The organism is Actinokineospora enzanensis DSM 44649, from assembly GCF_000374445.1.
In the GTDB taxonomy this organism is placed as follows: domain Bacteria; phylum Actinomycetota; class Actinomycetes; order Mycobacteriales; family Pseudonocardiaceae; genus Actinokineospora; species Actinokineospora enzanensis.
Map to the genome: position 1 here is coordinate 122729 of NZ_KB894414.1, position 13884 is coordinate 136612.

Annotated in this window: 15 protein-coding genes; 9 read left to right on the forward strand and 6 right to left on the reverse strand. The window is 70.6% G+C overall.

What is annotated here, in order from left to right:
• Nucleotides 1-59 precede the first annotated feature (59 nt).
• From C503_RS0116405 to C503_RS0116415, 3 genes are all read left to right on the forward strand, one after another.
• Nucleotides 60-524 (forward strand): hypothetical protein, encoded by a 465-nt coding sequence (locus C503_RS0116405; protein WP_018683310.1) that lies wholly within the window; start codon nt 60-62, stop codon nt 522-524.
• Nucleotides 521-1357 carry a 16S rRNA (cytidine(1402)-2'-O)-methyltransferase gene (rsmI, locus tag C503_RS0116410; RefSeq protein WP_018683311.1) on the forward strand — a complete coding sequence of 279 codons (837 nt, stop codon included), beginning with the start codon at nt 521-523 and terminating at the stop codon, nt 1355-1357. Before C503_RS0116405 ends, rsmI begins: the two co-directional genes overlap by 4 nt.
• Before the next feature lie 172 nt (nt 1358-1529).
• Nucleotides 1530-2552: a glycoside hydrolase family 183 protein gene (locus C503_RS0116415; protein WP_018683312.1), complete on the forward strand. Its 1023-nt coding sequence runs from the start codon at nt 1530-1532 to the stop codon at nt 2550-2552.
• Here the strand turns inward: C503_RS0116415 and C503_RS0116420 are convergent.
• Nucleotides 2549-3400: a helix-turn-helix domain-containing protein gene (locus tag C503_RS0116420; protein WP_018683313.1), complete on the reverse strand. Its 852-nt coding sequence runs from the start codon at nt 3398-3400 to the stop codon at nt 2549-2551. The genes C503_RS0116415 and C503_RS0116420 overlap by 4 nt on opposite strands.
• Before the next feature lie 188 nt (nt 3401-3588).
• On the opposite strand from C503_RS0116420, the gene C503_RS0116425 reads away from it, so the two are divergent.
• Nucleotides 3589-5157 carry a dolichyl-phosphate-mannose--protein mannosyltransferase gene (locus tag C503_RS0116425; RefSeq protein WP_018683314.1) on the forward strand — a complete coding sequence of 523 codons (1569 nt, stop codon included), beginning with the start codon at nt 3589-3591 and terminating at the stop codon, nt 5155-5157.
• On the opposite strand, the gene C503_RS0116430 is transcribed toward C503_RS0116425, so the two are convergent.
• Complete coding sequence (locus C503_RS0116430; protein ID WP_018683315.1) at nt 5108-5386, reverse strand: hypothetical protein; 279 nt, start codon at nt 5384-5386, stop codon at nt 5108-5110. The genes C503_RS0116425 and C503_RS0116430 overlap by 50 nt on opposite strands.
• Before the next feature lie 86 nt (nt 5387-5472).
• Here C503_RS0116430 and C503_RS0116435 point away from each other — a divergent pair, with 86 nt between their 5' ends.
• The 3 genes from C503_RS0116435 to C503_RS43370 are packed head-to-tail and all read left to right on the forward strand — an operon-like array spanning nt 5473 to nt 8171.
• Complete coding sequence (locus C503_RS0116435; RefSeq protein WP_018683316.1) at nt 5473-6429, forward strand: GlxA family transcriptional regulator; 957 nt, start codon at nt 5473-5475, stop codon at nt 6427-6429.
• 31 nt (nt 6430-6460) lie between these two features.
• The gene (locus C503_RS39610) at nt 6461-6880 is read left to right on the forward strand and encodes an effector-associated constant component EACC1 (protein WP_018683317.1); all 420 of its coding nucleotides are present in this window, start codon (nt 6461-6463) and stop codon (nt 6878-6880) included.
• Nucleotides 6867-8171, forward strand: coding sequence for a caspase, EACC1-associated type (locus C503_RS43370; RefSeq protein ID WP_051114839.1), 1305 nt, complete (start codon nt 6867-6869; stop codon nt 8169-8171). Before C503_RS39610 ends, C503_RS43370 begins: the two co-directional genes overlap by 14 nt.
• Here the strand turns inward: C503_RS43370 and C503_RS0116450 are convergent.
• The gene (locus tag C503_RS0116450) at nt 8144-9121 is read right to left on the reverse strand and encodes a hypothetical protein (protein ID WP_026316371.1); all 978 of its coding nucleotides are present in this window, start codon (nt 9119-9121) and stop codon (nt 8144-8146) included. The genes C503_RS43370 and C503_RS0116450 overlap by 28 nt on opposite strands.
• Nucleotides 9122-9223: 102 nt before the next feature.
• Complete coding sequence (locus C503_RS0116455) at nt 9224-11089, reverse strand: serine/threonine-protein kinase (RefSeq protein WP_051114845.1); 1866 nt, start codon at nt 11087-11089, stop codon at nt 9224-9226.
• A 307-nt stretch (nt 11090-11396) separates the two neighbouring features.
• On the opposite strand from C503_RS0116455, the gene C503_RS0116460 reads away from it, so the two are divergent.
• Nucleotides 11397-11609 (forward strand): KTSC domain-containing protein, encoded by a 213-nt coding sequence (locus tag C503_RS0116460; protein ID WP_018683320.1) that lies wholly within the window; start codon nt 11397-11399, stop codon nt 11607-11609.
• 51 nt (nt 11610-11660) lie between these two features.
• On the opposite strand, the gene trxA is transcribed toward C503_RS0116460, so the two are convergent.
• Together trxA and C503_RS0116470 are read right to left on the reverse strand one after the other, a co-directional pair.
• Nucleotides 11661-12056, reverse strand: a complete 396-nt coding sequence (gene trxA, locus C503_RS0116465; RefSeq protein WP_018683321.1) for a thioredoxin — start codon at nt 12054-12056, stop codon at nt 11661-11663.
• 89 nt (nt 12057-12145) lie between these two features.
• Complete coding sequence (locus tag C503_RS0116470; RefSeq protein ID WP_033400670.1) at nt 12146-12739, reverse strand: TetR/AcrR family transcriptional regulator; 594 nt, start codon at nt 12737-12739, stop codon at nt 12146-12148.
• Nucleotides 12740-12811: 72 nt separating this feature from the next.
• On the opposite strand from C503_RS0116470, the gene C503_RS0116475 reads away from it, so the two are divergent.
• Entirely contained in the window at nt 12812-13798 is a 987-nt protein-coding gene (locus C503_RS0116475; protein WP_051114840.1) for a hypothetical protein, read from the forward strand.
• The last annotated feature ends 86 nt before the right edge of the window (nt 13799-13884 follow it).

Genomic DNA, 13884 nt, shown 5'->3' on the forward strand with positions numbered 1-13884 from the left:
ACCAGGCTAGAGCCTGATATTCGCGGGGTCGCGTGGACCGCACTCGCTACGCTTGGCCGGTGAGGGTGATCTCGGAGCACAGGCCGCGCTGGTCGTACGTGTTTCTCATGACGCTGCTGTACCTCGCCATGATGGCTTGCCTGTTCGCGCTGATGGCGCTGCTGCCGTGGGAGTGGGCGGGGTTCCGCTGGAGTGAGCTCGCCGCCGGGGTCGTTGCCAGTGGGTTCCTCGCCTACATGGTCCGGACGCGGGTCCTGTGCATCACCCAGGCCGGGGTCTTCGTCGAGGGCAGCGGTTCGCGCGTCACGGTGCGCTGGACGGACTTCGAGCGGGTGCGGGAGCGCTCGCACGGGCGGGTCGAGCTGTGGTTCACCGACGGCGAGGTCGAGTTCGCCAACGGGGGACCCAACCGCCGGATGGACCGCAGACTGCGGAGGCGGGACGCGCAACGGCGGGTGTTCATCTCCCGGTACTTCCGCGACTGGCGGACCTCGCCGGTCGGTGTGGCGTTGGGAGACCGATGACCGGGCAGCTCATCCTGGCCGCCACCCCGCTCGGCGAGATCGGCGACGCCTCGCCCCGCCTGGTGGCCGCGCTCGGCTCGGCGGACGTGATCGCCGCCGAGGACACCCGCCGCGCCCGCAACCTCGCCTCCGCACTCGGGGTCACCACGACCGGTCGCATCGTCAGCTTCTACGACGCGGTGGAGGCCAACCGGGCGCCGGGCCTGGTGGCGGCGGTCCGCGACGGCCAGACGGTCCTGTTGATCACCGACGCGGGTATGCCCAGCGTGTCCGACCCCGGCTACCGGATGGTCGCCGCGTGCGTGGCGGAAGACCTGCCGGTGACGTGCCTGCCCGGCCCATCGGCCGTGACGACCGCGCTCGCGCTGTCCGGCCTGCCGTGCGACCGGTTCTGCTTCGAGGGGTTCGCGCCGCGCAAGTCCGGCGAGCGACGCAAGTGGCTGGCCGCGCTGCTGGACGAGCCGCGCACGGCGGTGCTGTTCGAGGCCCCGCACCGGATCGACGACCTGCTGGCCGATGCCGTCGAGGTGCTGGGCGGCGAGCGGCGGGCGGCGGTGTGCCGGGAGCTGACCAAGTCGCACGAGGAGGTCCGCCGGGGCACGCTGGCTGAGCTGGCGGAGTGGGCGCGCGAGGGCGTGCGCGGCGAGATCACGGTCGTGCTCGCCGGGGCCGAGCCGCGCGCGGTCGACCTGGACACCCTGGTCGAGCGGGTACGCGAGCTGGCCGACGCGGGCGCCCGGCTCAAGGACGCCGCCGGTGAGATCGCCGCGGCGACCGGGGTGAGCAAGAAGACCCTGTACGACGCGGCCGTGCGCGCGGGGAGCCGCGCCTAGGCGCTGTCCTGTAAGTCTGGTGCGCGGGATTCGTGATCCGCGTGGCCTCTGGGCGTGCGGGCGGGAAGCCGCACGTACCGGGTTGTACTTGGGCTTTCCGCCCGTGCGGCCAGAGGCCGCGCGGGCGCGGATAGCGCGTGCCGGACTTGCCGGACAGCGCCTAGGAGGACAAGTGCTGACTGAGACCGAGCTGGTCGCCCGGGTCACCGGGCCGGGGTCGGCGAACCGCACCGACCGGTTCGGTGTGCACGGCACCGACCTGGGCATCACCTGGGACGCCGACGACGGCCGCACCCTGATCGTCTTCGGCGACACCTATGGCGAGCGTTGGGGCGGCCATGGCGCTGGGCCGCGCGAGGCGGACTGGCGCTGCAATGTGCTCGGCTACTGCACGAACCGGGATCTCTCCGCCGGTCTGACGATCGACTCGATGGTGGCCCGCCCGGATGGGCATGCGCGGCAGATCATCGAACGAGATCCGCGGGTGAAAGAGGAGACCGTCATTCCCTGTTCCGGGATCTCGATCGGCGGGAAGCACTATCTGCAGTACATGTCCGTACGGACCTGGAGTGGGCCAAGGCGCTGGTACACCAACTATGGCGGGATAGCGGTGTCCAGCGATGGTGGGGCTACCTGGGACAAACCGTCGTCCGCGATCTGGCGCAACCACATCAGATCCTTCTGGCGTAGACGGTCCAGGCGTGACAGCCCGTTCCAGATGGGAGCTTTCGCACGGGCCGACAACCATCTGTACCTGCTCGGCACTCCGAGCGGGCGTCTCGGTCACGCCTATCTGGCCAGGGTCTCGCCCGATCATGTTCTCGACCGACGTGCCTACGAATACTGGACCGGAGCGACTTGGCACCCGAGCGACGAATACCGCGCGCAACCGGTAATGCGCGGGCCCGTGGGTGAGCTGTCGGTGATCTACTCCGCGCATGCCCGCCGGTGGCTGGCGATCCACCTCGATGAGTCGTTGGCGGCGTTGGTGCTGCGGACGGCGACGGATCTCGCCGGTCCGTGGACTGATCCGCTGCCGCTGGTCACCGGCCAGGAGTTTCCCGCCTTGTATGGCGGCTTCCTGCATCCGGTGTCCGCGACCGGCCCGGACGTCTACTTCACGATGTCCCAGTGGGGTCCGTACAACGTGTTCCTGATGCGCACCCGGCTGACGTTCGATAACCCAAGCCGCTAGCCCGCGCGGTCGGCCAGGTCGGTGATCAGTTTGGCCGAGTCCTCGACCGACAGGGCCAGTTCGGAGACCCGCTCCCACGCCAGCCGATGGGACTCGACCTCCAGCACCTCGTCCAGGAACAGGCTGCGCGAGCGGTGTTCGGTGTAGACGACGGTCTGCCCCTGCGGCAGGTCCATCACCACGAACGAGCCCTCCAGCCCGGGGTGCGCGCCGACGTCCTGGGGCACCACGCGAACCAGGACGTGCGGTTTGCGGATGATCTCCAGCAGGTGCCGCAGCTGGGCGGAGGCCACCGCCGTGCCGCCGACCGGGATGCCCAGCGCGGCCTCGCCGAGCAGGGCGTGCAGGGTCGGTGGGTACTCGCGGCTGAGGATGCCCTGGCGGGCGAGGCGGGCGGCGACCTTGCCGTCCAGTTCCGCCGCCGACGGCATGGTGGGGGCGGTGTCGCGGATGGCGGCGCGGGCGTAGTCGGCGGTCTGCAGCAGGCCAGGGACCAGGACCGGGTGGTGGACGCGCAGCGCGATCGCCTTGGACTCCCAGTCGATCAGGGTCTGCCACTGGTCGGGGAGGCCGCGGCCGTGCACCTGGACCCAGCCGGGTTCGGCGGCCTGCCGGACCAGGTCGAGGATCTCCTCCTGGCGCGGCTCGGGCACCCGGTAGAGGCCGAGCATCGCCTCCACGTCGCGCAGGCGCAGGCCGCTGGTGCCGGTCTCCACCCGGCTGACCTTCGCCTGGGACAGGCCGAGGCGGGCGCCCACCTCGCCGGTGGTGTAGCCGGCCTGTTTGCGCAGTCGCCGCAGTTCGCCCGCGACCTGCCGGGACCGGATGGTCGGCCGTCCAGGAGGCACCTCGTCCCCCGCCCGTTCCTCGCGCCGACGTCCCCGTACGACAGCGGCTTATGATCTCTTGTACCGCGCCTGAACTGGGCAAACAACTACACGATCAGATGATGCGGACGGTGACCGCGCGCCGCCGGACCACCCGAACGGGAAGTTCCGACGCGGACCGCACACCGCGCACCCTACGATCTCCCCCCGTGAGCGCCCTCGTAGCCGACGACGAGGCCAGCCGGACCCCGTCACCCGAACCGGTGACCCCGGCGGCCGACCCTGCCGACGTCGCGCGCGCGCGGTTGCTCGGCAGACCCATGCCGACCGACCGCCTGCGCGGCTGGCTGGTGACCGCGTTCATCGGCGTGCTCGCGGGCATCATCCGCTTCCAGAACCTTGGCTTCCCCACCGACAAGGGGACGCCGGTCTTCGACGAGAAGCACTATGTGCCGCAGGCGTGGCAGATGCTGCGCAACGGCGGGGTCGAGGACAACCCGGCCTACGAGCTGACCGTACACCCTCCGCTCGGCAAGACGATGATCGCCATCGGCGAGTACCTCTTCGGCTACAACGGCTGGGGCTGGCGGTTCACCGGCGCGCTGTGCAGCGTGCTGATGGTCATCCTGGTGGTGCGCATCGCCCGCAGGCTGACCCGGTCGACCCTGCTCGGCGCGGTCGGCGGCGTGCTGCTGATCGCCGACGGCGTCTCGCACCTGCAGGCCCGGATGGGCATGCTGGACATCTTCCAGGCCTTTTTCGTGCTGGTCGCGTTCGCCTGCGTGCTGCTCGACCGCGACCAGGTGCGCGACCGGCTGGGCCGGGCGCTGGACGAGGGCTGGCTGCACGAGTCCGTCTACGGCCCCCGGCTCGGTGTGCGCTGGTGGCGGGTCGCGGGCGGTGTGTCCCTCGGCTTGGCCTGTGGGGTCAAGTGGTCGGGCCTGTACTTCATGGCCGCCTACGGGCTGCTGACGCTCGCGTTCGACCTGTCCGCGCGCCGCACCGCCGGGGTCCGCAAGCCCTGGGTCGCGGTGCTGCTGCGCGACCTGCTGCCCGCGCTCTGGTCGTTCCTGGTGCTGGCCGTGATCACCTACCTGGCCTGCTGGTGGGCGTGGTTCGGCAGCGAGACCGGGATCGACCGGCACCTGGTGGAGACCATGGGCACGGACCCGTGGTCGGTGACCAAGGGCGCGATCGGCTCGCTGTTCAACTACCACGAGCACGTGCTCAACTTCCACGAGACGCTGAAGACGAACCCGGAGAAGCAGCACCCGTGGGAGTCCAAGCCGTGGGTGTGGCCGATGAGCCTGCGGCCGATGCTCTACTACTACGACGGCTCGACGCTCGGCTGCGGCGAGGCCAAGTGCGTCTCGGCGACGATGTTGATCGGCACGCCCGCGCTGTGGTGGCTGTCGCTGCCGATGCTGGGCTGGGGTCTGTGGCGGATGGTCACCCGCTTCGACTGGCGCTACGCCGCGGTGGTCACCGCGTACCTGGCCGGGTACCTGCCCTGGTTCCTGAACCTGGACCGGCAGATGTACTTCTTCTACGCCACCCCGATGGCGGCGTTCCTGGTGCTCGGGCTGACGTTGTGCGCGGGGCACCTGCTGGGCAAGGAGGGCGATGGACCGGAACGGCGGCGTACCGGTCTGCTCGCCCTCGCCCTCTACGTCGGCCTGGTGGTGGCCAACTTCGTCTGGCTGTGGCCGATCCTCAACGGCGACTCGATCACCGAATGGCGCTGGCAGGCCGAACTGTGGCTGCCGTCCTGGCGGTGAGCTGAGCGGTCCGCTCCGCCGGGCGGTCCGGGTGGCCGACCACCTGGGCCGCCCGGATCTCGTCGGCGACCCGGATCACGTCCCGGTCCTCGATGTCGGTGGTGCCGGTTAGGGTGCGGGTGGACTGTCGGGTGTGGCGTGAGTGCTGGTGAACGCGGTCCAGGCGGTAGATCACCAGGGCCGCCATGGCGATGAGGACCAGGCCTCCGATCAGGTCAGATGCGGTCATGGCACTAAGTTTGCGTTGGCCGAAATCCCGCCAACAGTGGCAGTTACGACCTTGTCCGCAAAGATCCTGCCAGTTACCCTGACCGCATGCTGACCACCGTGGCGGCCGTCCTGATCGACGGTGTGGCCCCGTTCGAGTTCGGCGTGCTGTGCGAGATCTTCGGTATCGACCGCACCGAGGACGGCGTGCCGCCGATCGAGTTCCGGGTGTGCGGGGAGAACCCCGGCGCGCCCCTGCCGACCAGCATCGGCGTCCCGCTGATCCCGCCGCACGGGCTGGACGCGCTGGCCGGTGCCGACCTGATCGCGGTCCCCGCGACCGTGATCCGCGAGAAGTACCCGCCCGCCGTCCTGGCGGCGCTGCGGGAGGCGAGCGCGCGCGGGGTGACGCTGCTGTCCGAGTGCAGCGGCGCGTTCATCCTCGGCGCGGCCGGGCTGCTCGACGGTCGCGCGTGCACCACGCACTGGCGGTACGCGTCCCTGTTCGCCGAGCGGTTCCCCGCCGCCCGGCTCAACCCGGACGTGTTATTCGTGGACGACGGCGACATCGTCACCAGCGCGGGCACCGCCTCCGGCATCGACGCCTGCCTGCACGTGGTGCGTCGCGAACTGGGCTCGGAGGTGGCGATGGCGATCGCCCGCCGGATGGTGGTGCCGCCGCAGCGCGACGGCGGCCAGCGCCAGTTCGTGGACCTGCCGATCCCGCAGTGCTCCAGCGACAGCCTGCAGCCGGTGCTGGCCTGGCTGGTGGAGAACCTCGCCGAGGAGCACAGCGTGGCCGCGCTGGCCCGGCGGGCGCGGATGTCCGAGCGCAGCTTCGCCAGGCACTTCGTGGCCGAGGCCGGCACGACCCCGCACAAGTGGCTGTCCGCGCAGCGCATCCTGCACGCGCGCAGGCTGCTGGAACAGACGACGCTGGGCGTGGACGAGGTGGCCCGCCGGTGCGGGTTCGGTAGCGGCGCCCTGCTGCGCCACCACTTCCAGCGCATCGTCGGTGTGTCCCCCACCGACTACCGGCGCACTTTCGCAGGCCAAACCGGCTAACCGCGGGTGACGGATTAGGTACGTTTCCAGCATGGATATCCTGGTGACCCCGATCACGGCCGACCCGAGGGACGCCGACGCCCTGGCGGACATCGCCGCCTGGCTGCGCCTGGAGGACGAGCTGCGCGGTCGGATCGATCTGCGGTCCGCACCGCCACGACCGGGCGAGATGGGGTCGCTGTGGGAGGTGCTGGTGGTCGCGGCGGGCGCGGGCGGCGCGGTCACGGTGCTGGTGCAGTCGCTGTTCGGCTGGCTGCAGAGCAAGCGGCGGGACCTGTCGATCAGGCTGACCATCGGCGGGGACGAACTGGTGCTGGACGCCAAGCAGCTCAACGCCGACCCCGCGGCCGTGCTCCGGCTGACCACGGCGGCGATCGAGGCGATGCAACGCGCACAGCAAGCGCACGGGGCACCGGGGCGGATCGAGGGGCGGCCGGATGCAGCTGGGTGATCCGCGACGCTCGCGGGTGATCCTGGTCGGCAGCGCGCACTACGAGGACGCGCGGCTGGCGGCCCTGCCCGCGGTGGCCAACAACCTCGCCGACCTCGCGGCCGTGTTCACCGACCCCGCGCTGGGCGGGCTCGCGCCCGAGTCCTGCCACGTGCTGCTGGACATCACCGCAGACCAGACCACCCGGGTGCAGCGCCTGGCACGGGAGGCCGAGGACCTGCTGCTGATCTACTTCGCCGGGCACAGCGTGTTCACCTCGCAGGGCCAGATCGCCTTCGCGATGCGCAACACCGAGAGCGACCTGGCGGACTACAACGTGTGGACGGTCGGACAGCTCCGCTCGGCGATCACCAACAGCCCGGCCCGGGTCTGCGTGCTGGTGCTGGACAGCTGTTACTCCGAGCGCGCCCTGCGTGAGCTCGGTGCGATGGGGCCGACGGACGCACAGCTGGAGATCGTCGGCACCTACACGCTCGCCTCCGCCTCCAAGTACCACCCCGCGGTGGCCCCGCCGGGCGCCCGGCACACCGCGTTCACCGGCGAACTGATCGACCTGCTGCGCACCGGCGTTCCCGACGCAGGCGACCTGCTGTCCATGCACACGATCTTCCGCGACCTGAACCGCAGGCTGCTGCGCCAGGGCCTGCCCTCGCCCAAGCAGCTGAACACCAACACCGCGGAGAACCTCGCCCTGGTCCGCAACCGTTCGGCCACACCGGTGGTCGCGATTCCCGCGCAGATCCCGCGCTGGCAGCTGACCCGGTCGCGGGCGCTGGACCCCGCCGCTGAGCTGGGCAGCCGGATGGCGGCGGTGGACGAGCTGGCCTCGCTGGCAGGCGCGCCGGAGATCGCGCAGGCGCTCACCACGCTGGCAGGCGACCTCCGGCTGCCGATCCTGTTGCGGATCCACTGTGTACACAAGGCAGGCCTGGTGCTCGGGCCCGCGGTCGCCTCCGTCCTGCTGACCTCGTTCGACCGGGATCCGAGCATCCGGCCGGAGTGGGCGGCGGTCGCCGCGTTCCTGCGGCTGTTGGACGACCACGACGCCTGGTACGCGGCGATGTCCCCAAGCTGGGACATCGACCCGGTGCTTGGCTCGGACGACCCGGACCAGGTATGGGGTCTGCTCATGGCCATGACCCTGCACGCCTTCGGCCTCAGCGAGAAGGCCCGGCACCAGGCGGTGCACGAGCTGGCGGTGCTGGGCAAGCCCGCCCAGGCCGAGGCCCTCCTGAACGGCCTATCCGGATACCGGGCGAATGCCTACCACTCGCGCGGCAGCAATCGGTAGACCGGATCGGTACGCGCGGAGAGATCGAGGAGGTGGTCGGACAACCGCCGCACCGGCGGTATCTCGCCGATTGCCGCCACCCAGTCCCACCAGACTCTCCGACCCGCGAAATACGCCGAACCGGAACCCGCCACGGCGAGCGGGATGAACAACCAGAGCAGCCAACCGCACAACGCGAGGACGACCGCGTAAATACCCACACCCGCCGCCACAATCCCCAATGGCAGGTACTGACCCAGGTCGAGTTTCGTCTGGACAGGATGGCGCCACCACAACAGCGCGGCGAAGGCGAGACCCAGCACGGCCGCCGCCGCGGCCGCGCCCATGAGCCAGACGAGCGCGGTCACCCAGGCCGCCGGTCCCGCCACGACCACCACGGCGGCCGCACCGGCCAGCCCGGCCAGCAGCGCCGGGAAGATCGGCTCGATCGGCTGGGCCTGGCCGGAATACCGCATTCCGTCGGCGAGTACCGCGGTGACACCGCCTGCCAACAGGGACACGCCGACCCCGTCCAGGGACGGATCCCATCCCGGGCCCAGGTCGAGGAAGGCCCCCACCAAGACCGCGATGAGCCCGACCGTGGCGGCGACGCCGCCGGACGCCTCGGTCCCGAACTCCTCGTCCAGGACCAGAAGGCCGACGCCGACGCCGATCAGCGCGCCGAGCACGATGATCGCCAAGGTCGTCCACAGGACCCAGGGGCGCAGCTGCGGGGAGAGCCAGTGCCCGAACAGTTCACTGGCGCCGAAACCGACGACCGCCAGCGCCCAGAAACCCGCGCCGTATTCCTCGGTGGCGCCGATCGCGAAGATCAGCGCACCCACCGCGATGAAGGCGATGGCGCCGCCGTGGACGTAGGGGATGACCTCGTGCGGGATGGTGGTGATGACTTTGTCGATGAACAGGCCGCCCACCCCGAGAACGGCCAAGAGCAAGCCACCGAGAATCATCCGCACTCCCACCCAAGGCTCTGCCCGCCCAGTGTCTTACCCCGAACACCCCCGGTCAAGCAGCGGGAAAACGTAACCGGCGCTCGGGTTTCGCCTCGGGTGTCAGCGCATTGGACGGGTGCGTTCCTCGGCTTCGATGTGCTGCCGCCGAACGATCTGGGTGACCGGGCCGGTCTCGGTGTGCCCTTCCCGCGCCAGCCAGTCGCTCAGCTCCCTGGCGACCGCGTTCAGCGTCGGCCTGCGCGCCGGGTCTGCCTCCAGCGAGGCCCGCAGCAGCCGCTGGTGCGCGCTCTTCGTGGGCAGCTCCGACAACGGCTCGCCCTTGGCCGCGGCCATCAACGCGGCCATCGCGTTGTCCCGCGTGCCGCGCGGCGGCTTCCCGGTGAGCGCGTAGCTCACCGTCGCGGCCAGCTGCCAGGCGTCCGAGGCCGGGGTGGCGTTGGCGCCCGCGGCCGTCTCCGAGGCGAGGAAGTCGGGTGTGCCGACCATCATCCCGGTGGCGGTCAGCGTGGAGTCGCCCTTGGACCGGGCGATGCCGAAGTCGATCAGGTGCGCGTTGCCGTCCGGGTCGATGATGATGTTCGACGGCTTCACGTCCCGGTGCAGCACGCCCTTGGCGTGCGCGGCGGACAGCGCGCCCGCCATGGTGATCCACAGCCGGGCGACCGCCACATCGTCCAGCGGGCCGCCGCTGGTGACCCGGTCGGCCAGCGGCTGGCCCTCGATGTACTCCATCACCAGGCCGAGGCCGTCCGGCTCGGAGACGATGTCGTAGACCCGCACGCAGTTCGGGTGGTGCACGGCCGCCAGCGCGCGGGCCTCGCGGAGCATCCGCTCCTCGGTCTCGGCGTCCGGCGCGTGCGCGGTCTTCACCGCGACCGTGCGGTCCAGCTGGGTGTCGACCGCCAGCCAGACCGTGCCGAAACCGCCGTGCCCGAGCGCCCGGACCTTGCGGAAGCGGCTGCCGGACGGCTTGATCGGCGGAGGCGGCGGGGCGGCGCCGCGCGGGGCGAACGGCAGCGGGCCAGGGTCGGCGGCGAGCCGGGCGAGCGCGGCACGGTCCGGCTCCGGTTCGCGCCGGGTCGGGTTGAGCGGCGGGAACGGCGGCTGGCGCATCGACTGCGGCGGCGGCACGTACTTCGGCACCGGCGGCGGGGGCTGGTACGGCGGCGGCTTCTGCTGCCCCGGCTGCTGCGCGCCGACCGGCTGCGGGTGCTGGGCCCCCTCCGGCTTCTGGTAGTTCCGCTCGACCGTCGACCAGCTCGGCGGTCCGATCACCAGCACCGGCACCAGCCCGAGCACGCTGATCGGCAGGAAGCCCAGCCAGAGGAACGCGGCCGTGTTGGCCTCGACCGGCAGGCTCAGCAGGGCGAACGCGGCGAACGGGATCCAGACGAACCGGCCGGGCCACTTGGGGCCGCGGCGCAGGGCCATCCTGGCCTGGAGCATCACGAACAGCAGGCACACCGCGGGCACGACGACGAGACCGCCGAGCCGCAGCAGGTACATCGGCCAGTCCTCGTACGGGTGGAACAGCAGCTCGTAGCCGGTGGCCTGGCCGCCGAGGAAGGAGCTCTGCGTGCCGACGCAGTGGCTCTCGCTGAACGACGCCAGCTCCGCCCTGGTGAAGTCGACGACACCCTCGTTGGCGAAGACGCTGCGGTACACGCTGCCGATGCCGTTGAACAGCAGCCAGGGGAACAGGAACGCGGTGAGACCGCCGATGATGCCGAACACCGTCAGCGTCGTGGCGTTGTATGTGTTGCCGGTCCCCTTACGGACGATCGCGATCACCACCGTGCCGAGCACCGGCAGCAGCGCGACCAGCGCGCCCGCCATGCTGGTCGCCCACACCCAGTCGCCGGGGCAGAACCCCGGTCCGAACACGGTGTGCGCGAACGACAACAGTGAGGCAGCGAGCTCCAGCACCGCGTCCACCAGCTCCTTTCTCGTCCAACCGGACAACATCCGACCGGGTACCGGCGCACCGGTCACGGAGTAGGTCGAGCTGTGACCGGGCCCCCGGCTCGTCGTCTATACGACGCGGACCGGGGCGCCCGGGTTGTGGTGGCCTCGCCCACGCAGTCACCCGCGGCACCCAGTTTATCCGCCCGGGGTAGCACCCCAGGGCGGTTGGGCGCCCGGATCGTTGACGGATCGTGGTCATCCGGGCACGAACCGGGGTCCGGTTCACGTTTCCCGGAATCGGGTGATACTCGGTGGCACGCCACTGCCAGTGGCACAGTGAAGCCGGGGGAAGGCGATCGGAGGTCCCGTGCACCGCAGACCCGTCGCGTCCGCGAGCATCGCCGCCGTCGGCTACGACGCCGACCACCACGTGCTGGAGGTCGAGTTCCACCACGGCGGCGTCTTCCAGTACCTGTCGGTCCCGAAGAAGGTCTACTGGCAGTTCGCCTCGGCGCCCAGCCTCGGCTCGTACCTCAACCACGAGATCAAGGGCCGCTACGAGGTGCGCGAGGTCGACTGAACGCCGATGGGCCCCGGCTCGTCGCCGGGGCCCATCGGGGAGATCCTGGACTCAGTCCTCGCGGCCCGCGAGCTTCGCGTCCGCCTCGTCCCGCGCGGCCGCCACCTGCGCGTGCACCTCGGCCATGTCCACCGACTTGACCTGGGTGATCAGGTCCTCCAGCGCGGGCGCGGGCAGCGCGCCGGGCTGGGCGTAGAGCACGACACCTTCGCGCACGGCCATCACGGTGGGGATGGAGGAGATGTTGAACGCCTGCGCCAGCTGCTGCTGGGCCTCGGTGTCGACCTTGGCGAACACGACGTCCCCGTGCTTCTCCGAGGCCGCGTCGTAGACCGGGGCGAACTGACGGCACGGTCCGCACCAGGATGCCCAGAAGTCGACCAGCACGGTGCCTCCGCCACCGACCACCTCGTCGAAGTTCTCGCTGGTCAGCTCGACCGTTGCCACAGTGCCTCCTTGTGTCCGGTGCTCGGGTCCCCCGGTGTGCGCGCTACAGCCCTACCAACGAGGCACGGGCGGCAAACATTCCCGCCCGATTACCGCCCCAGCCGGGCGCGCACGGCCGCGATGGCCCGCTCGTAGGGGGCATCCTCGCGGGTCAGCAGGCCCTCGTGGTTGGCGGCCCGGCCGAACGCGACGATCTCGAAGACCAGCTGGACGACATCGGTGTCGGCGGGCAGGTGCCCCTCCTCGACGGCCTCGGTGGCCAGCCGGACGAGCAGGTCGCGGTAGCCCTGGCTGCGTTCGGCGAGCGCGTCGCGCACCCGGCCGTCGCGGGCGTCGAACTCGGCGCTGACCGCGGAGAAGAAGCAGCCACCCTGGCACACGCGTGCCCGGGAGAAAACCATCCACCGCTCGAACAGGCCCAGCAGCCGCGGCACGCCGCGGGGCTCACTCAGCGCGGGGGCCAGGACGTTGCCGGTGAACACCTCCTCGGCGAAGGCGACCGTGGCCAGCTGCAGCTCCTCCTTGGAGCCGAACTGGGCGAAGATGCCGCTCTTGCTGGACCCCAGGTCGGCGGCGAGCCTGCCCACGGTCAGCCCCTCCAGGCCGTCCACGCCCGCGATGTCCATCGCACGGGCGAGGATGGCGCGCCTGGTCTCCGCGCCGCGGGCTCGTCGTCCGTCCATGGCTCCAATCTAATCGGACACCGGAACCCAATCGGCCACGAGCTGCGGGAATGGCCGGATAGCCTGTCGCCCGTGGACGAGCGGGGCAAGCCGAACTGGGGGCACCGGTACGGCATCAGGAAGGCACTGGAGGGCCGGGCCGAGCTGGCGCGCGCGTACGGCTGGCAGTTCGCGGAGGAGGCGCCGTGGCTACCGGAACGGTGGCCGGTGATCCCGTTCTCGCAGCGCGGTGACATGCGGCACGCCTACGGCGTGATGACCGGGGCGTTCCAGGGGATGTCGTTCACCGTGGTCGACTTCTTCCGCAGGCCGACGGTGATCGTGCGCAAGGAACTGGGCATCAAGGTCTCCGAGCGCGACCAGTACGACATCGACACGGTGTGGGTGTTCCACAATCTGCCGCGGATGCCGTTCTTCCAGATCGCGCGCCGGTGGACCTATCACGAGGACAACGGTTCCAACCCGCGCCCGGCGACCGGGGACAAGAAGTTCGACAAGAAGTTCCGGCTGGTCGACACCGATCCGTACGCGGCGGGCCAGGTGCTGACGCCGTGGGTGCAGGCGTGGCTGCGGGACGGCGAGGGTGACTCGTTGTCACTGCTCGGCACCGATGTGTTGTACACGCGCAAGCACATGATTCCCGCGACGAAGCCGGAGATGATCCTGTCCGGCCTCCAGGCACTCGCGTACCTGGTGCCGCTGCTTCCCGGTCAGGCAGGGCAACCGCCGGTGCAGCAGTACCCGCAACAACCGGGCTACCAGCAGCCGCAGGCGTACCCGCAACAGGCGCCGGTCCCGTATCCGCAACAGGCACCTGTGCCGCAGCAGGCCTATCAGCAGCCGTACCCGCCGCAGCAGTACCCACAACCGGCCTATCAGCAGCCCTATCCGCAACAGCCCAGCGCGCAGCAGCCATATCCCCAGCAGCCGTATCCCCCGCAGGGCTATCCGCAACAGCCCGGCCACCCGCAGCAGCCTTACCCGCACGGGTATCCGCAGCAGCAGTACCCGCCGCAGCCCTGGTATCCGCAGCAGTCGGGGTATTCCCCGCCCCGCTGATCCTGACGAAAGATCGCCGACACCTGGACGTGGCGTCCTGTCCCGTGGAACTATTTGACCGAACGTTCGGTCAACATCAGGGAGGG

What these genes read in the sequence shown, in the direction of transcription:
- C503_RS0116455 (WP_051114845.1), bottom strand. Translation starts at nt 11,089, where the DNA reads ATGTTGTCCGGTTGGACGAGAAAGGAGCTGGTGGACGCGGTGCTGGAG.
- C503_RS43370 (WP_051114839.1), top strand. Translation starts at nt 6,867, where the DNA reads ATGCAGCTGGGTGATCCGCGACGCTCGCGGGTGATCCTGGTCGGCAGC.
- C503_RS0116435 (WP_018683316.1), top strand. Translation starts at nt 5,473, where the DNA reads ATGCTGACCACCGTGGCGGCCGTCCTGATCGACGGTGTGGCCCCGTTC.
- C503_RS39610 (WP_018683317.1), top strand. Translation starts at nt 6,461, where the DNA reads ATGGATATCCTGGTGACCCCGATCACGGCCGACCCGAGGGACGCCGAC.
- C503_RS0116430 (WP_018683315.1), bottom strand. Translation starts at nt 5,386, where the DNA reads ATGACCGCATCTGACCTGATCGGAGGCCTGGTCCTCATCGCCATGGCG.
- rsmI (WP_018683311.1), top strand. Translation starts at nt 521, where the DNA reads ATGACCGGGCAGCTCATCCTGGCCGCCACCCCGCTCGGCGAGATCGGC.
- C503_RS0116470 (WP_033400670.1), bottom strand. Translation starts at nt 12,739, where the DNA reads ATGGACGGACGACGAGCCCGCGGCGCGGAGACCAGGCGCGCCATCCTC.
- C503_RS0116450 (WP_026316371.1), bottom strand. Translation starts at nt 9,121, where the DNA reads ATGATTCTCGGTGGCTTGCTCTTGGCCGTTCTCGGGGTGGGCGGCCTG.